The 20,121-nt window shown below is 44.0% G+C and carries 20 protein-coding genes; 14 read left to right on the plus strand and 6 right to left on the minus strand.

All coding sequences use genetic code 11. The features are described 5' to 3' along the window. Positions 1-68 precede the first annotated feature (68 nt). From AC3WTJ_RS16855 to AC3WTJ_RS16865, 3 genes are read right to left on the minus strand one after another with little or no spacing between them, the layout of a single operon-like run. Entirely contained in the window at positions 69-1,043 is a 975-nt protein-coding gene (locus AC3WTJ_RS16855) for a sugar ABC transporter substrate-binding protein (protein ID WP_492522756.1), read from the minus strand. After that, the gene (locus AC3WTJ_RS16860) at positions 1,027-2,676 is read right to left on the minus strand and encodes a response regulator transcription factor (RefSeq protein ID WP_492522757.1); all 1,650 of its coding nucleotides are present in this window, start codon (positions 2,674-2,676) and stop codon (positions 1,027-1,029) included. The genes AC3WTJ_RS16855 and AC3WTJ_RS16860 overlap by 17 nt, the downstream gene beginning before the upstream one ends. Then, positions 2,673-4,484: a cache domain-containing sensor histidine kinase gene (locus AC3WTJ_RS16865; protein ID WP_492522758.1), complete on the minus strand. Its 1,812-nt coding sequence runs from the start codon at positions 4,482-4,484 to the stop codon at positions 2,673-2,675. Before AC3WTJ_RS16865 ends, AC3WTJ_RS16860 begins: the two co-directional genes overlap by 4 nt. A 264-nt stretch (positions 4,485-4,748) precedes the next feature. Between AC3WTJ_RS16865 and AC3WTJ_RS16870 the strand changes: the two genes are divergently transcribed. The 12 genes from AC3WTJ_RS16870 (at position 4,749) to AC3WTJ_RS16925 (ending at position 16,228) form a co-directional block, all read left to right on the plus strand. Then, positions 4,749-5,783 (plus strand): ABC transporter substrate-binding protein, encoded by a 1,035-nt coding sequence (locus AC3WTJ_RS16870; protein ID WP_492522759.1) that lies wholly within the window; start codon positions 4,749-4,751, stop codon positions 5,781-5,783. 81 nt (positions 5,784-5,864) lie between these two features. Continuing rightward, positions 5,865-7,373, plus strand: a complete 1,509-nt coding sequence (locus tag AC3WTJ_RS16875; protein WP_492522760.1) for a sugar ABC transporter ATP-binding protein — start codon at positions 5,865-5,867, stop codon at positions 7,371-7,373. Between the two features lie 5 nt (positions 7,374-7,378). Further along, positions 7,379-8,410, plus strand: a complete 1,032-nt coding sequence (locus AC3WTJ_RS16880; RefSeq protein ID WP_492522761.1) for an ABC transporter permease — start codon at positions 7,379-7,381, stop codon at positions 8,408-8,410. Continuing rightward, positions 8,400-9,371: a galactofuranose ABC transporter, permease protein YjfF gene (gene yjfF / locus AC3WTJ_RS16885; RefSeq protein WP_407867506.1), complete on the plus strand. Its 972-nt coding sequence runs from the start codon at positions 8,400-8,402 to the stop codon at positions 9,369-9,371. Before AC3WTJ_RS16880 ends, yjfF begins: the two co-directional genes overlap by 11 nt. A gap of 141 nt (positions 9,372-9,512) precedes the next feature. Continuing rightward, entirely contained in the window at positions 9,513-10,580 is a 1,068-nt protein-coding gene (locus AC3WTJ_RS16890; protein ID WP_492522762.1) for an ABC transporter substrate-binding protein, read from the plus strand. Positions 10,581-10,697: 117 nt separating this feature from the next. Further along, on the plus strand, positions 10,698-12,149 hold the full coding sequence (locus AC3WTJ_RS16895) for an MDR family MFS transporter (protein WP_492522763.1): 1,452 nt from the start codon (positions 10,698-10,700) through the stop codon (positions 12,147-12,149). A 163-nt stretch (positions 12,150-12,312) separates the two neighbouring features. Beyond that, positions 12,313-12,702 (plus strand): zinc ribbon domain-containing protein, encoded by a 390-nt coding sequence (locus AC3WTJ_RS16900; RefSeq protein WP_492522764.1) that lies wholly within the window; start codon positions 12,313-12,315, stop codon positions 12,700-12,702. Between the two features lie 118 nt (positions 12,703-12,820). Next, on the plus strand, positions 12,821-13,534 hold the full coding sequence (locus tag AC3WTJ_RS16905; protein WP_492522765.1) for an FHA domain-containing protein: 714 nt from the start codon (positions 12,821-12,823) through the stop codon (positions 13,532-13,534). A gap of 18 nt (positions 13,535-13,552) precedes the next feature. After that, positions 13,553-14,845, plus strand: coding sequence for a UDP-N-acetylglucosamine 1-carboxyvinyltransferase (murA, locus tag AC3WTJ_RS16910; RefSeq protein WP_492522766.1), 1,293 nt, complete (start codon positions 13,553-13,555; stop codon positions 14,843-14,845). Positions 14,846-15,000: 155 nt separating this feature from the next. Further along, positions 15,001-15,453 (plus strand): MarR family winged helix-turn-helix transcriptional regulator, encoded by a 453-nt coding sequence (locus AC3WTJ_RS16915; protein WP_492522767.1) that lies wholly within the window; start codon positions 15,001-15,003, stop codon positions 15,451-15,453. Positions 15,454-15,478: 25 nt separating this feature from the next. After that, complete coding sequence (gene paiA / locus AC3WTJ_RS16920) at positions 15,479-15,997, plus strand: spermidine/spermine N(1)-acetyltransferase (protein ID WP_492522768.1); 519 nt, start codon at positions 15,479-15,481, stop codon at positions 15,995-15,997. A gap of 78 nt (positions 15,998-16,075) precedes the next feature. Next, positions 16,076-16,228 (plus strand): hypothetical protein, encoded by a 153-nt coding sequence (locus AC3WTJ_RS16925; protein WP_492522769.1) that lies wholly within the window; start codon positions 16,076-16,078, stop codon positions 16,226-16,228. A gap of 40 nt (positions 16,229-16,268) precedes the next feature. Here AC3WTJ_RS16925 and AC3WTJ_RS16930 read toward each other — a convergent pair whose 3' ends face one another. Next, positions 16,269-16,811, minus strand: a complete 543-nt coding sequence (locus tag AC3WTJ_RS16930) for an NAD(P)H-dependent oxidoreductase (protein WP_492522770.1) — start codon at positions 16,809-16,811, stop codon at positions 16,269-16,271. Between the two features lie 249 nt (positions 16,812-17,060). On the opposite strand from AC3WTJ_RS16930, the gene AC3WTJ_RS16935 reads away from it, so the two are divergent. Continuing rightward, on the plus strand, positions 17,061-17,423 hold the full coding sequence (locus tag AC3WTJ_RS16935; RefSeq protein WP_492522771.1) for a winged helix-turn-helix transcriptional regulator: 363 nt from the start codon (positions 17,061-17,063) through the stop codon (positions 17,421-17,423). A 67-nt stretch (positions 17,424-17,490) separates the two neighbouring features. Here the strand turns inward: AC3WTJ_RS16935 and AC3WTJ_RS16940 are convergent, their stop codons facing one another. Beyond that, the gene (locus AC3WTJ_RS16940) at positions 17,491-17,919 is read right to left on the minus strand and encodes a MarR family winged helix-turn-helix transcriptional regulator (RefSeq protein WP_492522772.1); all 429 of its coding nucleotides are present in this window, start codon (positions 17,917-17,919) and stop codon (positions 17,491-17,493) included. Between the two features lie 120 nt (positions 17,920-18,039). Here AC3WTJ_RS16940 and AC3WTJ_RS16945 point away from each other — a divergent pair, with 120 nt between their 5' ends. Next, the gene (locus AC3WTJ_RS16945) at positions 18,040-18,627 is read left to right on the plus strand and encodes an NAD(P)H-dependent oxidoreductase (protein WP_492522773.1); all 588 of its coding nucleotides are present in this window, start codon (positions 18,040-18,042) and stop codon (positions 18,625-18,627) included. A 20-nt stretch (positions 18,628-18,647) separates the two neighbouring features. Here AC3WTJ_RS16945 and AC3WTJ_RS16950 read toward each other — a convergent pair whose 3' ends face one another. Further along, positions 18,648-20,075: a hypothetical protein gene (locus AC3WTJ_RS16950; protein ID WP_492522774.1), complete on the minus strand. Its 1,428-nt coding sequence runs from the start codon at positions 20,073-20,075 to the stop codon at positions 18,648-18,650. Between the last annotated feature and the right edge of the window lie 46 nt (positions 20,076-20,121).

Consider the following 20,121-nt stretch of genomic DNA (forward strand, 5'->3'; position numbering starts at 1 on the left):
AACGAGCCACCCCGTTCGTACAGAAAAGAACCCTTTCCGCCGTGCATTGAAGCGCGGGAAGGGTTCTTTTATTTCAATGCAAGAGAATCTTTCGTCATTTCTTTATTGCCGGTATCCATATAGACAGGAATCGTTTCACCACGTGCTGCGCGCAGCAATTGTCCGATAATATTATCGCCCCATACTTGTTCATTCTGGGAGATAACGGAGGTAATTTGACCGTTGATAAGGGCTTCTTTCACATTGGGCATCATCCCAAAGGACAGGGCATTCCGCTTCAAACCTTTGGCTTTCCATAACAGGATCGAAGCCGAGCTGGATAAAATATCAAGCGTGATGAGCGTGTCAAAGTGTGGGTGGTCATCGATCATACGCTCCATATCAGACAGTGCCTTATCGGAGGAGCCCTCGTTATATCCGACTTCAAGCACTTGAATAGCCGTATTACGAGACAAGTAGTCGAGCATGCCGGAAAGCCGGTTTTTTTGAATAGGTGTTTTAGACATACCTGATTCAACAAGCACCATGCCTTTGCCTTTCATGAGTTTGCTGACGACTTCCCCCATTAAAGCCCCGCCTTTGTAGTGATCTGGACCGATGTAGGAGAGCCGGCGGCTTAAAGGTGCGTCGGTTTCGAAGCAAACAACCGGTATACCGGCTTCCACAGCTTTATTGATAGCAGGGACAAGGGCATCTGGATCGATAGGAGCAATTGCAATGCCGTCTACCTTTTGTTTAATCATGGTTTCCATCATACGTATCTGTTGTTCTAAACTAACCTCTTCCGGCGCCTTGACAATTAACTGAACGGAATTGGAGGCTGCCGTTTTCTCGGCAAGCTGCGTAATGACTTCATAAAAAGAATGCGCCATTGGATATATAATCCCGAATGTATAGGCGGGAGGACGCTCGCTTTTTTGTGGAGAAGGGGTTACGGTAGCGAATAAGGAACCAGGTGAAGAATGAGCATCCGAACAGCCCACAGTTGTAAATAGTGAGAAAAACACGAATAAGAGAAGCGATTTCTTAATAGTAACTGACAAAGCCCTTATGCTCCTCTCTCTCAGATGTAAGCAGGTCTTTGTTCAACTGGCCGCTTTTGCGAAATTCTCTTGTTGTCATACCCGTTACTCGCTTAAAAAGGTTTGAAAAGTAATGAGCATCGTTATAGCCAACGAGGAAAGCAATCTCATAGGATTTGGCCTGCGTCGTCTGAAGCAGTTCCATCGCTTTGCGAATTCTGGTTTGCGTTAAGTATTCGATGAAAGTTTGGCCATTTTCTTGGCTGAACACTTTACTTAAATGACCTGAGCTTAAATTAACATGGTCAGCAGCGTCTTGCAGAGAAAAGTAATCTTTATCATAATGCTCGTGAATGTATTTTTTCACTTTAATCAGCATATCCCCATGCTTATCGGAAGCTTCGGAACGCCACTGCCAATATTGTTCAGCCAGTCTAATCAAATAGGCACGAGACTCATTCAAAGTTCTTATTAATTCTATAGCTTTCTGCAATTCCTGAAGGGTCATGTCGAAGTTAGCTATGTTGGGGTAAGAGTCCCTCGCTGATCGAAATACTTCCAACGTCAAATCGTTTAATATATAGTATCCAATAAGCGAAGATTGCCAATCCGTATGCTGAAGAATGGAAGCGAAAGAATGGATAAAGGTTTCTGCATGGGCAGGTGAGCCGATCTTCAGAAATTCAACAAACATTGCCCGGTCTAAAAAAACAGATTGTTCGAAAGAACCGTTTCTCGATTCCAGCATCGCATGGCGATTCTGACGCGATAAACGGCGCCAGTGCATGTCTTCCATCGCTTCCAGGAAAGAAACATGAATGCCCTGCATCCGGTCTTGAACACTTCCGATGCCAACGGAAATCGAGTAGGAGAGATGTTCCATGGACTGATTTTGCACCTGTTGAACCGTTTCTAGTGCTTGTTTGATTTGTTCTTGCGTTTCATACTTCAGTATCCATACGCATTCCGTCTTACTACGCTTGAACACCAAGTGGTTGTTCCCATCAAGCTTAAGATTCAGCAGGTGTTCGGCATGCTTCATATCCTCTGAGGAGTCATCTGGAACAGAATCGGAAGAAGCTAATTTGCGGAAGTCGGCGGTTACAACAACATAGTAACGAGAGAGAAGGTTTAAGTTCAGTTTAGAACTCAAATGAACGGCTTCCGACGTTGTTATAAATCCACTGCATAAATCATTAAGCAGCTTACTTTGCGTGAAACCGGATTGCCTTTTTTCTTCCTGTTTTAATTGCTCGATCTCCAATTTCTCCAGACGCGCTGCATCGATCTTGCCGCTAACTTGACGTAGGGTTTGGAGCAAATCCGCTGAGCTGATCGGCTTTGTGCAATATTCCTCTACACCCAGACGAAGGGCTGTTCGCGCATATTCGAAATCCCCATGCCCGCTCAAGATGACAATCTTGATATCCGGTGAATTTTTCCTAACAAAGGAACTGAGTTCCAAGCCATCCATGAAGGGCATCTTAATGTCGGTAATGAGAATATCAGGTTGATACTGTTCAATCATCGGCAGCGCAACTTCACCATCGGAAGCATCTCCACAATAAATAAATCCTTCTTTTTCCCAATGGATCGTATCACGAATCGTTTCGCGAATTAAAATTTCATCGTCAACTAGCAGCACTTTTTTCATGGCATGTTACCTCCAGTCATAGGGATTCGAATGGAAACTTTCGTTCCCTCGTTTTGAATGCTGTCAATGCTTACACCGTATTTGTCCCCGTAATAAAGTTTAATTCTTTGTTGTACATTATGCAGGCCGAACCCCCCGGATACTTCATTGCCGGTTTGCTCAGGAAGTTGATCGTTCGCTAAATACTCACGCATCTGCTCAAGCTTCTCCGGCGACACTCCGATCCCGTCATCTTCCACCGTCAGTACAATGTCTTCTTCGTTCTCGATCAGGCCAGTGATTCGAATCATGCCTTTTCTTCGCTTGTTTTTTAAACCGTGATATAAAGCGTTTTCTACGATGGGCTGCAGAATCATTTTCAAGATCGGATACGGATTTAAGCGGGAATCAATCTGAATCTCATAATCCAAAATATCGCGGTAGCGCATTTGTTGAATGACTAAATAACTATGCACATGCTCGACTTCTTTAGTAATGATAATCCAGTCACGGCCTTTGCTTAAAGAGATTCGGAACAGTTTGGATAGCGATTGAACCAACTGAATGACTTGATTATTTTTGCCCGCTTCTGCCATCCAGACGATGGAATCCAGTGTGTTGTACAAGAAGTGGGGATTAATTTGCGCTTGCAAAGCCCGTAATTCCGCCTTTTTAATTTCTTCTTGCTCCTTAATGCTTTGTTCGAGCAGTTTGCGGATTTTACTAAGCATGATGTTAAAACTTTTGCCCAATAAGGCAACCTCATCATTGCCTTTTGGAATCACTTTGGCTTCCAAGTATCCGGAAGCGGCAAGCTGCATTTTACTTTTTAAAAGGTGAAGAGGGTGTATCAAGCGGTTTGAAATGAAAAAATGAAGGGATACGGCAAAGATAAAACTTAACACAACGGTAATGATGATGAGCTGTCGAATGGAATTCGCTTCTTCAACAATTTCTTGTAGCGGCACGTAGCCTACGATACTCCAGCCTGTCATCACCGAAGGAGCTACGTAGACGAATTTTGGCTTGCCTTCGGTTGAGTCGATGTAATTCGTGTCAGTTCCGTTAAGAATGTGTGTTAAATCTGAGGGGAGCGGGAGTTTGACAGTTGCTTTTAACGTTGATGGCTTAAAGATAGGGGTGCCGGATGAATCGACAACAAAGTAGAACCCTGTCTGACCAATTTTAACGTTATCGCAAAATTGAGTGACCACTTTATCATCGACGTCGATGACGATAAATCCAATGACTTCGTGTGTAATTTGTTGTTTCACGGCGGCCATAATGGAGATGACATTCGTGTTGTTATACTGAAAACCGTCGATTCTGTCGAGCGCTGAGGCCTCGGAAGGAGGGACAATGAAAACCTCATCCGGATTTTTGGTCAAATGAGTCAAGTGCAGGTTGCGCAGTGGATTTTTCTCAAGCTGAAACAAACCCTTTCTTTCACTAATGCCTCGGCCATACAAGTTAACCATGGTGATATTGAGAACGCTATCATATTGGTACGTTTGTCTGTAAGAGTCCATGGTTCTTAGGATTTGTTTGGTATCCTCATAAGTATCTTCTTGGGAGAATAAGAATCGAAGCACTTGTGTGTTCTTGCTAATCTCAAGCAGCTTTCTCGTATCAATAAATTGTGTATCCAGATCACGGGCAAGCTGATCTGCAGAAAGCATGGCTGCTGCTTTGCTGTTATTGAAAACCGTTTTAAATGATTTCTGGTAGGAGATGAGTCCAACCGCAATTAGAGGAATGCATGTCAGAATAATAAACATGGTGAGCAATTTGGTTTGCAAGCTCGAGGAAATCCATTGGATTAATCTCATAAATGGTTAAGTAACCTTTCGAATGCGGAGATAGTTGCCTCCATCTTACTATAACAAATTGTGCTGCATGCGGGAATGGTAACGTATACATACAACCACAAATAACAATTTACTCTTATAAAAACAAACTTTTCTCGAAAAAGTCATGGGAAATCACTAAAAAATTTACAAGAAATGAGCGTGAAACTCCGTATAAAAGGCAAGTGAAAGCGTTTTATAATGAGGTCACACCGAACAAGAGGTGAACGATGGGGAGGAAAAAACATGATTATTACGAAAAAAATGGGGGTTCTCGTTGTGGCTTCCTGTCTGATGCTGCTCTCGGCAGCTTGTGGGAACAGCGCTACCACAGGATCAAGCACAACGGCTCCAACAACAAACGCGGGAGCTACGGCAGCACCAGCAGCACCGGCAGCAGGGAAGAAGATCTCGCTTGGTTTTGCTCAGGTTGGAGCGGAAAGCGGATGGCGAACAGCGAATACGAAGTCGATTCAGGATTCAGCCAAAGACGCCGGTTTTGATTTGAAATTCTCCGATGCCCAGCAAAAACAAGAGAATCAAATCAAAGCAATTCGTACTTACATTCAACAAAAAGTGGACGTTATTGCTTTCTCGCCGGTTGTTGAGTCCGGTTGGGATACGGTACTGAAAGAAGCGAAAGATGCGAAAATCCCGGTCATTTTGACAGACCGTGCGGTTGATTCCAAGGATACCTCTTTGTATGTAACTTTTATTGGTTCTGATTTCGTAGAAGAAGGCAAGAAAGCAGGCAAATGGGTTGCGGATAAGTACAAAGATGCGAAGGAAGATGTGAACATTGTTGAGCTTCAAGGAACAACAGGTTCCGCTCCGGCTAACGATCGCAAAGCCGGTTTTGCTGAAGAGATCAAAGGTAACTCACACTTGAAGGTCATTGCCTCTCAAACAGGCGATTTCACTCGGGCAAAGGGGAAAGAAGTGATGCAGGCGTTCCTGAAAGCTCATAAAGATATCGATGTGCTGTATGCCCATAATGACGATATGGCGCTTGGAGCCATTCAAGCGATTGAAGCAGCTGGCCTGAAACCAGGTCAAGACATCACCATTATTTCCGTAGATGCGGTTAAAGATGGTATGACAGCTGCAAGCGAAGGTAAAATCAACTTTATCGTAGAGTGTAATCCATTGCTTGGACCTCAATTGATGCAAGCTGTCAATGATGTGATTGCCGGCAAGCAAATTGAGAAACGGATTGTAACGAAAGAAGGCGTGTTTACTTCGGAAGACGCGAAGAAGGTTCTAGCAGACCGCCAGTATTAATAACTAAAGAGAAAAGAAGAAAGCCACTCCATACAAGTAGCAGGTGGAGTGGCTTTTCTCTATATGGAGAGGAGTCATTCGATGAGTGAACGTCAGCCGATCTTGCAAATGAAAAATATTCACAAACAATTTCCGGGTGTCAAAGCGTTGTCAGGTGTTAACTTCCAGTTGTTCCCTGGTGAAGTTCACGCTCTGATGGGTGAGAACGGGGCTGGAAAATCAACCTTGATTAAGGTTCTCACCGGTGTATATGCCATTGACCAAGGTTACGTAGAAATGGATCAGAATCCAATTAAGATCAATAGTCCTTTGGATGCCCAGCAAGCTGGAATCAGCACGGTGTACCAGGAGGTCAACTTGTGTCCGAACCTTTCTGTAGCGGAGAATATGTTTATCGGCCGCGAGCCACGGCGCTTCGGTCGTATTTTATGGAAAAAAATGAATCTGGAAGCTGCGGAACTGTTGAAGAAAAGAATGAACTTGGAAATTGATGTGACACTGCCTTTGCATCATTATTCGGTTGCTGTACAGCAATTAATTGCGATTGCGAGAGCTGTCAGTATTTCCGCTAAAGTGCTTATCTTGGATGAGCCTACGTCCAGTCTGGACCGAGGAGAAGTCATGCAGCTGTTTACCGTCATGACGAGACTGAAAAAGGAAGGCTTAGCGATTCTGTTTGTGACACATTTTATTGATCAAGTGTATGAAATTTCAGATCGAATAACCATTCTTCGTAATGGAGAATTTGTTGGAGAGTATATGGCTGAGAAGCTCTCTCGCATAGATTTGGTTTCCAAGATGATCGGCAAAGACCTGCATCTGTTGGAAGAACTTCCGAAGAGCGCAAACGTTCAAAGAATGAAAGCGGAAGCATTACTAGAAGCCTATTCACTGGGAAAAAAGGGTTCCATTGAAGCCACCGATTTGACCATTCATAAGGGGGAAATTATTGGTTTGGCAGGGCTTCTGGGATCCGGAAGAACCGAGTTTGCGAGGTTGCTCTTTGCAGCGGATCGGGCAGATTCCGGTAAGCTGAAGTTCACGGATTCGGATGAACCAATCCACTCACCGAGACAAGCGATTGACCAGGGCATCGCCTTCTGCTCCGAGAACCGCAAAACGGAAGGCATCATTGATGATCTGACTATTCGGGAGAATATTATCCTCGCTCTGCAGGCAACACGTGGCTGGTTCAATGCGATTCCCCGCAAACGGCAGAATGAAATTGCGGATGAATATATCCGCGCTTTGAATATTAACCCGCCGAATCCGGAGCATCTTATCAAAAATTTAAGCGGAGGCAATCAGCAGAAAGTGCTCCTGGCGAGATGGCTGCTCATGGAACCTAAGCTGCTAATCTTAGATGAGCCAACTCGGGGGATCGATATCGGGGCCAAAGCGGAAATTCAAAAGCTTGTCCTCTCGCTGTCTCAAAAGGGCATGTCGGTGCTCTTCATTTCGTCCGAGCTTGAAGAAGTACTTCGGGTTAGTGAGCGCATTGCCGTACTGCGGGATCGTAAGAAAGTGATGGAGATGTCCGGCGAAGAAATAAGTCAGCGTAATGTCATGAAAGCGATAGCGGGGGGATGAGGAACATGGTTAAGCATCATTTGTTTTGGCCGGTAAGCATGTTAGCTGTACTGCTGGTGTTCAATTTCATTTATTCGCCCAGTTTCTTCTCCATTCAAATGAAGGATGGGCACTTATATGGCAGTTTAATTGATATTTTGAATTTCGGATCTCCGCTCATTCTCGTGGCTATTGGTATGACCTTGGTCATTGCAACGAAAGGGATTGATCTATCCGTTGGCTCGGTGGTGGCCATTTCCGGCGCGCTATCTTGTCTAACGATTAGCAAAAGCAGTGATCAGAACGCCGTAGGCGCACTTCTGCTATCGATTGCGATTTCACTTGTGTTGTCGCTGCTGCTCGGTTTGTGGAACGGCTTCCTGGTTGCCAATGCGGGCATTCAACCGATCATTGCGACTTTGATTCTCATGGTCGCTGGACGAGGGATTGCCCAGCTAATCACGGGAGGGCAAATCATTACCATCACGAGCTCGACATACAAATATATCGGCGCAGGTTCGCTAGCCACTTTGCCGTTCTCCATCTTTCTGGTCGCAATCGTGTTTGCTGCAGCAGCTTTACTGACGCGTAAAACTGCGCTTGGCTTGTTCATTGAATCGGTCGGCTGCAAACCGACAGCGAGCCGTTTAGCGGGCATTAGTTCTCGTACAGTTATGCTCGCTGTCTATATGTTCTGCGGCGTATGTGCAGGAATAGCCGGTTTGATCTTGAGCTCGAACGTATCGAGCGCTGACGGCAACAACGCCGGTTTGTGGTACGAGCTGGACGCGATTCTTGCCGTCGTTATCGGTGGTACCTCGCTCAATGGGGGAAGATTTTACTTAACCGGCACGCTGATCGGCGCCCTCATTATTCAAACACTGACTACTACGATATACATGATCGGAGTTCCGCCTGAAATTACGCTGGTCGTAAAAGCTTTTGTCGTGCTGGCTGTCTGCTTGATTCAATCCGAGGCTCTCCGCCAATCCATCGTTACCCGCTGGAAGAGTCGCCATTATCCAGCCGAACGGGAGGTCAAACGCCATGTTGCTTAATCGTAAATATATTCCGATCTATGTGACGATCTGTTTATTCGCCTTAATGTTTATCGCAGGTTCTTTCCGTTACGCGGGCTTTTTCTCCTTGCAGGTTCTGCTGAATCTGCTTATCGATAACGCCTTCTTGTTGATAACGGCTGTGGGGATGACCTTCGTCATTGTCTCCGGCGGGATCGATCTCTCGGTCGGTTCTGTGATCGCCTTAACGACTATGATCTCGGCTTCGCTGGTGCAGGCAGGCTGGTCGCCCTTCCTTGTTATTCCGCTCGTTCTCATTTTAGGCGCGCTATTCGGGTGGGGAATGGGAGCTATCATTTACTATTTCAAAATCCAACCTTTCATCGTCACGTTGGCCGGCATGTTCCTAGCGCGAGGGTTATGTTATGTGATCAGCATAAACACGATTACCATCGATAATCCAATATACACGAGCATAGCCCAGACTAAAATTCCGCTGCCTGGCGGCAACTTCATTTCGATTAGCGTCATCATTGCTTTGGTTGTTGTTGCAGTAGGCATGTATATGGCCCATTATACGCGCTTCGGACGCAATGCGTATGCCATTGGAGGAAGTGAGCAGTCGACGATCCTGATGGGATTGCCTGTTGCTAGAACGAAAATGGGTGTGTATGCGTTCAGTGGTTTCTGTTCAGCGCTAGCGGGTGTTGTATTCACGTTCTACATGCTTTCTGGCTATGGCTTGCACGCCATGGGAATGGAGCTGGATACCATCGCTGCTGTTGTGATCGGCGGTACGCTTCTGACGGGCGGAGTTGGTTATATGGCTGGCACTTTCTTTGGGGTTCTGATCCAAGGGGTGATTCAGACCATCGTAAGTTTCGAGGGAACACTTAGCTCGTGGTGGACGAAAATTGCGATCGGCATGCTCCTTTGTTTATTTATTTTACTTCAGAAGGCATTAAGTGAACGGAACTGGTTTACCAGAAAAAGCATGTAATCGGTTTAACCCGAAGGCTTTGAAGGGCAATGAACAATTGTCTAGCAAAGTCTTTTTGCCTGCATATTGTACCTTTATTGAAAGCGTTTTATAATACAAACTAAGGAATTGAAAGGAAATTTTTGTTAAAAGGGGACGCCGATGCTGGGAAGATCATTCCGCTCATTAATGAAAAGTAAATTGTTGATTATCCTGTTTTTGGGCATGATTTCAATTCTATATATGTTTGATTCTGTGCATAATTCCTCCACTGGTTTACCATCTAGCGAGGAGAAAGCCGCTGCTAAAAACGTGGTAAATCACAATGATCAAGATCAAGGTCTCGTTCGTCCGATCGTATTGGGATTCTCACAGTTGGGGTCGGAAAGTGCATGGCGGGATGCGAACACGATATCCATTCGAGAGGCAGCGGAGGAAGCAGGCATCGAGCTGCATTTTGAGGATGCGGATCAATCACAATCCAAGCAATTTGAAGCGATTCGGACTTTTATCAAACAAAAAGTAGATGTGATCGCGATCGCACCGGTGATCGAGTCAGGCTGGGAACCGATCTTGAAAGAGATCAAACAAGCTGGCATCCCGCTGATTATTCTGGACCGATTAGTGAATGTCAGTGATCCATCCTTATATGTGACATATATCGGCTCAGATTTTTACGAAGAGGGCCGCAAAGCCGGGAAATACGTGATTGATAAAATGAACAACCGAAAAGATACCGTCGGCATCGTTGAGCTTGTGGGAACGGAAGGGTCGACCCCCTCCATTGCCAGAGGGAAAGGATTTCGCGATGTCATCAAGGAACATGAGAACTTTAAGATTTTAAAAAGTGAATCGGCCGATTTTACGTTTGCGCAGGGGAAGCAAGTCATGAAGTCCATTCTTAATACGATGAGTCATGAAATAAATGTTTTGTATTCACATAATGACGATATGGCTTTAGGTGCCATCGAGGCGATCGAGGAGTTTGGACTTCGTCCCGGAAAGGATATTATCATTATTTCTGTAGACGGGACGAACAAAGCATTTGAGAAAATGGCTGAGGGCAAAATTAACAGTGTCGTGGAATGCAACCCTTTGCTAGGTCCTAACTTGATGCAAGCTGTCAACGAACTTATGCAAGGACGGAGCTTGCCGAAAAGAATTGTAACCCCTGAGAGCGTGTTTACGGAGACGATGGCTTTGGAAGAGGTCGGCAAAAGGAAATACTGACCTCATACATATATTGACTAATGGGTATGTAGTTGTATAATACATATATTAACAAGGATTGCCTGATACAATCATATCCAAAATAACCATTCGTAAACAGTGAAAAGGGGAGACGAAGTGACGAGCAGCTCATCCGGCAAATCGGCGTTCTGGTTCATTATTTTAGCTATCTTTTTCGGGAACTTTATGTCTATTCTCAGCTCGACCACAATCAACGTGGCATTCCCGATATTTATGAAAGACTTTGGCGCTGAGCTGGGCAAGGTGCAGTGGATGATTACCGGTTTTTTGCTCGCTACGGGGGTAGTCGCTCCAATTGTGGGGTATTTCGGTGACCGGTTCAGCTATAAACGGTTGTATATTTTCGCCTTGTCGGGGTTTACGCTGTTTTCCGCACTTTGCACGGTAGCCTGGAGCATTGATACACTCATACTTTTTCGAATCCTGCAAGGTGTATTCAGCGGTTTAATTATTCCAACGACGCTAACGATGATTTATCAATTTATCGAAAAAGACAGACAACCGTTCGCGATGAGCTTATGGAGCTTATCCTCCATGCTGGCGCCGGCATTCGGACCGACCTTGGGAGGTTTGCTAACAGAATATTTCGGCTGGCAGTCGTTATTTCTGCTGAATTTGCCTCTCGGAATTGCAGCTGTCATCGTGGCGATCAAATGTCTGCCTTATCAGAGTATCAACACGTCGAAGACGTTTGATTTTCCTGGATTTATTACCGTGCTGCTCAGCAGCTCTTTTATTATTCTTTCGTTTACCGAAGGGAACGGCTGGGGATGGACCAATTGGAAAACGCTCATCTGTTTGCTTATCGGGATAGCAACGCTAATTTATTTTATCCGCAGGGAGCTGGGATTGGCTAATCCGCTGCTTAATCTTAGCGTGTTTCGAACGAGCCGTTTTACGTACAGTTTGATCATTAACTGTATCATTACGGCTTCGCTATACTCGGGTACTCTATTGATTCCCGTATTTGTGCAGGACGTCCAGCATTCGACCCCGCTGGTTACTGCTATTGTACTGCTGCCCGGTTCGCTCGTCATGGCGCTTTGTTCCCCTGTAGTTGGCAAGCTCTACAGCCGAACAGGGCCTTTTCCGCTCATCATGGGCGGTGTATTGCTGCTTATCGCTTCCAATTGGGAGTTGAGCCATATCAGTTTGCAAGCTTCGCACGTGTATGTCGCGGGCTGGATGACCCTTCGTTATGTCGGGATTTCGCTGGCCTTCATGCCGGTTATGAATGCGGGGATGTCGTCCATTCCAAAAGAGAGGTCGGGGCATGCCTCGTCTGTGACGAACTGGGTCAGGCAAGCAACAGGGGCGCTTTCAATTGGCGTGTTCAGCTCCTTGCTTGCTGCGAGGTCGCTCGTTCACCAGAAAGAGCTGAGTGGAGCTTCGTCGGCCAACGCTTCGTTCATCCCTGATCAGAGCATGACGCTGGCGGTTCAGGATGTGTTCCTGATTGCCGTATTTATTTGTATCGTGGCAATTCCGCTTACTTTCGTTTTGAAAGAGAAGCGTAATAAGCCGCAGCAGGCGGTTCTTCAGGAGTAATCGATTTTACTTTGGTAATGATACTTTAATAAAAAGGGCGCATGGGAAACCATTGCGTTTTTTTTCTATTTGGGAATCAAAGAGAACAGTAAGTTGTTTTCCAATTTGTGTTAAAATGATGTTGCATGTAAAGTTGCAAGTGAAACCTTTGAAGGGATGATGGATGATGATTGAATGCCCTTGGTGTAATCAACTGGTTCACTTGAGAGATAATGTTTGTCCGAATTGTATGCAAGAAGTTCTTCCTGAGCATATAGAAGATGAACTGGGTTCTATAAAGGAGAGCAAGAGTGTTGATCTTGAAGAGCTTAGCGTTGAGGATGCGATTAGGAATAAATATAAATGCATCAAGTGTGGAACGCAGGAATGTTCTATTAAAGAAGTTGCGATGAACGGCACGGGTCTCAGCAAGATATTTGATATCGAATACAATCACTTTTTATTTGTTTCTTGCTTGAACTGCGGCTTTGTAGAAATCTATAACCCGGATGTGTTAAAAGGACATAAGTCAGGTAAGTTAGGAACCATTATGGATATTTTATTCGGAGGTTAGTTTATGTTACTGAAATGTGAGCGAGGCGTCAGTGTCAAGAGGTTTTAATCCGTCTCATTTTGAGTTACGATAATTATTGGGTTATTTTTCACTAGAAGAAGTAAAGCTGCATTAGCAAATGGAGGGAAGTACACTGGAAAACTTTGCATGCTTATACATCGTACGCGGCGAACCTTATCGACCGGGCACCTGCGTGAATCTAAGTGATGACGAAACACTGGTCGGCAGGGTGTCCAATCAGTTAACTCCGGATTTAGCCTTTACGAATGCATTTATTTCTCGTGAGCATTTTGTCATCCGTAAGGAGCAGGACAAGGCCGTGTTATATGATTTAGGGAGTCGCCACGGAACGGAGATCAACGGCGTACTGCTAACGCCACACACGCCATATACGCTGAAAAATTTCGATATCATTAAGCTCTCTAAGGGGATGACCGTCATCCACTTTTCTTATATGTTTGCCGATCAAACCTTAGAATTCGAACCGCTCAGCATCACCAGTCATCTGGAAGTTCCTGAACTGCCGCTTACGATTCATTGGGAAAGAAGAGAATGTGTCGTGGAGGGCAAGCGAATCCTCATGTCCGAGAAAGAATATTTACTGATTCGCGTACTGCATGATCATGCCAACCGGCTCGTTCCGCTGGAGGAAATTAAATCCAAGGTATGGCCGGAGAGGTCAACGGGTGCAGAAGGCTTCTCCGATGTGACACTGGACGAACTGAATGCCCTGATCTATCGGGTGCGAAAAAAATACGGGAAAGCTACCTTCTTGATTAGCGCAGTGCGCGGAAGCGGCTACATGCTCGAAACGGAACTGAAATCGTCATAAGGAAAGAAGGGACACTTCTTGAAATATATACAGGCTGAGTATTCTGGCCCACTTAACGGAACCGTACATATCCCAGGAGCGAAGAACAGCTCCCTTGCTTTACTTGCTGCTGCTTGTCTGGCAGACAATATCGTCACATTAGAGGGCATTCCATTCATCGATGATGTCAGAATCATTGCGGAGATTGGCCGTGATATCGGATTGAAGCTGCAGCAGGAGGGCGGACAAGTTATTATTGACCCGCGTTGGATTCACAGTTCTGTGATTGATCCAGGCAAAGCTTCGAGCTATCGGGCTTCTTATTATTTTGCAGGATCTCTATTATCCAAATTCGGCAAAGTCACCATCGGGTTGCCTGGCGGGGATGACTTCGTTTCACGGCCCATTGACCAGCACATTAAGGTCTTCAAAGCGCTTGGGGCGCAAGTCCATCTTTTCAAAGATTATTACGTCGTCGAAGCTGCCGAGCTGAAAGGGGCCGACATTTTTTTCGATACCATTACTTCCGGTGCTACGATTAATGCCATGTTAGCCGCTGTGCTGGCCAAGGGACGGACAAATCTGCATAACGCAGCTATGGACCCTGAAGTTTGCGATACGGCAAATTTCTTGAATCGATTAGGCGCTCGCATCTATGGTGCGGGAACGGAACATATCCGAATTGAGGGTGTCTCCTATTTGGATGGGGGAACACACACGGTTATTCCAGACAGGCTGATTGCCGGGGCTTTTCTGATGGCAGCCGGACTCCATGGGGGACAGGTTACGGTCATGGACGTCATTCCGGAGCATCTGGGTTCGTGTTTAGCCAAGTTGCAGGAAATAGGGATGCACGTGGAATGCGGCGATAATCATATTACGGCATATGGAACGAATTCGCTGAAAGCGACACGTATTCGTACGGGTATGTATCCGAGTTTCGCTACGGATTTACAGCAGCCTATGACCGCGCTTCTACTGCAAGCCAAGGGTAAGAGTATAGTAACAGATCGTATCTATCCTAAGCGGCTAGCTCATGTTGCGCAGCTACGACGGCTCGGCGCCGAGATCGAGTTGCGGCAGGAAAGTGCCTTTATTACTGGTGGACGCCCCCTGCAAGGCGGATGGGTGCATGCCTCTGATGTGCGTGCAGGCACTTGTTTGCTGATGGCGGGTCTTGCGGCAGAGGGTTATACGTATATGACCGGCGTTGAGCATATCGAGCGCGGCTACGAAGATGTTATTGGCAGCTTCAGGTCCATAGGGGCCAAACTTTCGATGCACGAGCTGAGCGCGCAAGAGCACCTTGACCAGATTCGTGAATCTCAATGAACTAGATACAAACAGCAATGCACAAACATCGCCTTCAAAACTGGCGGTGTTTTTTTATTTGAACTAATAATTTGCATTATGTTGCAAATACAACAAAAATAATGTACTATTTTTACACCGTCTGAGAAAAATACATGATTAGTGGAGTTGTGAATATGAAAGAAATTTTACGAGAAGTTGGAATGATTGCTCGGGCGTTAGATTCTATCAGTAATATTGAGTTTAAAAAATATGATCTTACAAAAGGGCAATATTTGTATCTTGTCCGTATCTGTGAAAATCCGGGGATTATTCAAGAAAAGTTAGCTGAAATGATAAAAGTTGACCGAACAACAGCTGCCCGTGCGATTCAAAAGCTGGAGATAAATGGATTTATTGAAAAGACAGATGATCAAAATAACCAAAAAATCAAAAAGCTTTTTCCTACAGAGAAAGGGAGAACGGTTTACCCGTATATAAAAAGCGAAAACGATTATTCCAATAACGTCGCACTCGCCGGATTCTCTGATGGTGAAATTGAAACGATTTTTAACCTGCTGCAAAGAGTCAGAAAAAATGTTGAAAAAGACTGGGAGTTTGTAAAAAAAGGAAACAAGCGAATATATTGATTTGGAAAATTGGAGGATTACTATCATGACTACGCATATAAAGCAGTGTACTCTCGAGGAACTAGGATTACTGCAAGAGATTAGCATTGAAACATTTACTGAGACTTTCAAGCATCAGAATTCATCTGAAAAAATGAGAGCCTACCTCGAGAAAGCATTTAATTTGAACCAATTAGAAAAAGAATTGTCAAATATCTCTTCGGAGTTTTATTTTATATATTTCAATGAGGAAATGGCAGGCTATTTAAAGGTAAACTTCCATGATGCACAGACGGAATTCATGGGAAATGATGCTCTGGAAGTCGAAAGGATTTATATACGCAAAAATTTTCACAAACAAGGGCTTGGTAAATATTTATTAAATAAAGCCATTGAAATTGCGAAGCAACGGAATAAAGAGAAGATCTGGCTAGGAGTTTGGGAACACAATGAGAATGCAATAGCTTTTTATCAAAAAATGGATTTTGTAAAAACAGGAGCCCACTCCTTTTATATGGGTGATGATGAGCAAATCGATTTGATCATGACCAAGGTCCTTGGCTAAGATTGGAAAAAGAAGCAACCTTTTCCGATTCCTATAGTCTAATGTCTTAGAATGATGGAGAAGATGGAGGCAAAGAACATGAGAAATCGCAAGGTTGCTGTGATGTTATTGGCTTGCTGCTTCGTAATCTGGGAGGGACGGTCGTTGGCGAAGGCCAGTTCTGTTGGCGATCGGGTTGGTGAGGTGGTTTCCACCGATATCGCCGCTTATGTCAATGGGAAGCAAATATAATACAATCCATGAATATCGCAGGTGAAACGGCTATAGCCGTTTAATGCATAAGCAAGTTTGAATAAGTTTGAATATGTTCAATATATCTTTTAGCTTCCTGAGAGAGGTAGGCATCATTATCCTGAGCAGTTGCTCCATAGGTTACAAAAGCAGGGAGATAAGTTCCATTACATTTAGTAATCGTTCGTTGGATAGGTTTTAAAAACTCGCTGATTGTGAACCAATTGTCTCCACCTGCTCGGTAGCAGTTCTCCGTACCCCCTGTTGTTGTTGCAACAATAAATTCTTTACCCAGCAAATTATCACCACCCGGTCCATAAGCCCAACCATACGTAAATACATCATCGAACCATTTTTTTAAAAGGGGCGGACAACTGTACCAGTACAATGGAAATTGTAAAACAATCCGATCATAGGCCAAAAGTAATTGTTGCTCCTTCTCGATGTCAAACTTCCAATTTGAATATGCTTGATATAAGTTTCGAACATCTAAGTTGGGGTGTTTACTAAGTTCAAGCAGGAATGCTCGATTGGCACGGGATGTCTCTAAATTCGGGTGGGCTACGATCACCATAGTTTTCATTTCTAATCCTCCTGGATCCAACAAGTTAGTTTTTACTACACCTCCATTATTGAGTCGAATGAAAAATTTGAAAAGTACGCTCTTTTTTCATACTAAGTCTTGAAAATCGTACAATTTGAATCTAAAGGACTTGGTAATAGTACGTTTAACCATACTAAGTACGAAATAAGATAGTACTTACGAAATTCAGGATACTTTGGTAAAGTCGAAGCAGGAGCTTTAGATGTTGCGGTAAAAGGAGTTGAAGTCATGGACGTAGATCAATCGTATCGAACACAGGGGATCGTGACCACTTTACAAATGATAGGTGGGAAGTGGAAGCCTTTAATATTGTTTATTTTGATGAAAGGCGGGACCAAACGCTTCGGTGAATTGAGACGTTTGCTCCCCGAAGTCACGCAAGGGATGCTTACGAATCAGCTCCGTGAATTGGAGAAAGATAAGCTCATCGTTCGGCAGGTGTTTCAGACGATTCCTCCAAAAGTCGAATATTCACTTTCGGACCATGGCAAAACATTAAGCGCTATTCTGACTGATATGTGCGGGTGGGGGTTTCACCACATCGATTTTATAAACAAAACGAATGACGTCCAGGATACGAAAACGCACTGAAAAATTCAAAACAAAAAGCCGCTTACGGAAATTAATTTCCAGTAAGCGGCTTTTTTGCGCAATTCATTTAAGAAAATACTTTACTCATTAAAACATCCAGCGCATGTTCGATCTCTTTCAATTCTTCTTTGGATACGTTTCCAATTTTCTGGACGAACTGAGCTTCAACTCGCTGAAAAATGTCGCCCATCATCGCACTTCCTTCTTGCGAGAGCCGGATCGATTGTTTACGACGGTCTTCGGCATCGGTAACCTTCTCGCACAATTGTTTTTCACTTAGTTTTCTAAGCTCACGGCTCGTGTTGGGCATGGACATATGCATGCAGTCACTGATTTCGCTGAGTGTAACGGGCTGGCTGACGGAAATGTATTCTAGAATCTTATATTGAACGGGAGTAAGCGACTCTGATCTCACATCTTTGGTCATCTCATGCGTTACTTGGTGGACTGCGGCCGTGAAGGACACGAATTTCTGAAATAGGACATTGTTCTCCACATGATCACCTCGTATAAAAAATAATAACAAAATAATTATCAATAAACAATTATCATTTGACAACAAAAAACGGAGTATGCTACGATTTACTTATCAAAAGATAAGTAAAGGAGTGCTGAAATGAAAACATTGATTATTTACACGCATCCCAATCATCAAAGTTTAAGTTACGCCTTTTTGCAGAAGGTCGTCCAGGGTAGCAATGAGAATCCGAAAATCAGTGATGTGAGGGTTTTGGATCTATATGAAGAGGGATTTAATCCAGTCCTGGTTTTTAATGAACATAAGCGTAGGAGGGATATGCACGCCGACCCTGATCTTGCCATCTACAGGGAGCAACTCAGTTGGGCCGATAAAATTGTCTTTGTCTATCCGATTTGGTGGGGGCGGCCTCCAGCCATGCTTATGGGTTATATCGACCAGATGTTTTCATCGGGATTTGCTTATAAGGATAAGGGAGGGATGTTGCCGGAGGGGCTTCTGAAAGGGAAGTCGGTGGTGTGTATTTCAAGTATGAAGGGACCGGTCTTATATCCGTTGTATTGGCTTAATAACGCGCATAAAGTTTTAATGAAAAAAGCACTTTTTAACTATGTAGGGATCAAAAAGGTGAAGTTTTTTGAATTTGGCAGCATGGAGAGTCCACAAGGCAAACAGCAGCAGAAGTTAGAGAAAGTCTATGATTATTTTAAAACAATAGAGCGTTAACTGTAGGGAGTGCCGCTGTTTTAATATTTACGTTTTTTAATTAATTGCCGCAGAGAATCAAAGGCCAAACTTATTCCGATGAGGATTCCTGAGATAGCGACTAAGAGAGCAAAATACTGAAAAACCGAATAATCCAGCATGTTTCTCCAGTTAATAGGTCCTTTTAAATCTTCAATGACCTGATTCATTCCGTATATGCCGCTTATCACCGTATAGATCGTCAAAATGCGCAGCAAATAACTGGCCCGTTTATTCGTATAATTGGATTGATATTCAAACAGATCGGTTAGTGTCCGTTTAACTTCAACAAACAGCTCATCGTTCCCATAGAACTTGCGCAGCTGAAGGAAGATTTCTTTTCCTTGGGATTGGGATACAACTTCAATAAAATAATATTTGGCGGAAAAATCAGTAATGGAACGAATCAGTTCATCAATTTTTCCCTGGTTCTGCTCCAAACGGACTTGTGAGTATTGGTTGGAAATTTTGAGAAGTACGATTTTGTGAAACAAATTAAGCAGCAGTCCATAATAATACTCACCGTACATTTTATTGGCTATTTTGACCGCGACAGCATGAGATTGTTTTGTGATACAAGAAAAGGCATTGTCATCCGTAATAAAGTAAGTATCCGGACCCCACCTGTCATAAGAGTGCAGCTCGCTATAGGATTTTATATAGTTCAAATTTGTTGCACCAATGAAAGGTTTGCCTTCTTTATCCAACCCGTCAATGCGAGCAGCTCGATAAATGTCCACTAACGAAATATCGGAGCCTTCAACCAGGGAATAAAAACATGCGACATACATGCATTCATCCAAAAAGAAAGGCAGCTTCTCAAAGTAGACGCCATCCAACCGCCCATGATCTAAAAACGCCGATGTATTTGGCCCTAAAATATGATAAATAAACGATTCACTTTGTTTGAAAGTTTTCTCGTTATATTGAATGTACGATTCGTCATCCTGCTTGTTCATATTTTGAAGGACCCTAAATCGCTTTGCGAATTCCAGCGCCAGGGAATAGTTGATCTCCTCGCATTTTAGTTCTGTACGAATCGTAATGAATCCAAGATCAAAGGGACAAAGAATAACGTCAACCGAATGAATCGTAAACGCTAAGTTGTAATACGGCGAATGAAGGGAGCAGGCTATACTCATCTGTTTGGAATAACGTCTAAAACCTTTCTCATCATTCTCGTGAGGAAATAAGAAGCTGCTAGTGAAAGGAAGATAATAATGCTCCATTTCCCGGTGGGACACACGGTGTTCGCGTCCATAATACGTATCTTCTTGCTTTGTCTCGCCTATTAAAAAAGGAATAAATTCATCTTGGAGCAATTGTTCCTTAAAGCGATTTTGAGAGTTTAGATGGATGGAAAAGGGGAAGATAAATTGATGCAAAGCCACTTGCATGCTTTTTTCAGTTATCGCTACACGGTTCTCCACTTCTAAACCCCCACATTTCAAATGATGATATCTAATATTCCCCACT

This window comes from Paenibacillus sp. FW101-FHT12H11, from assembly GCF_058790355.1.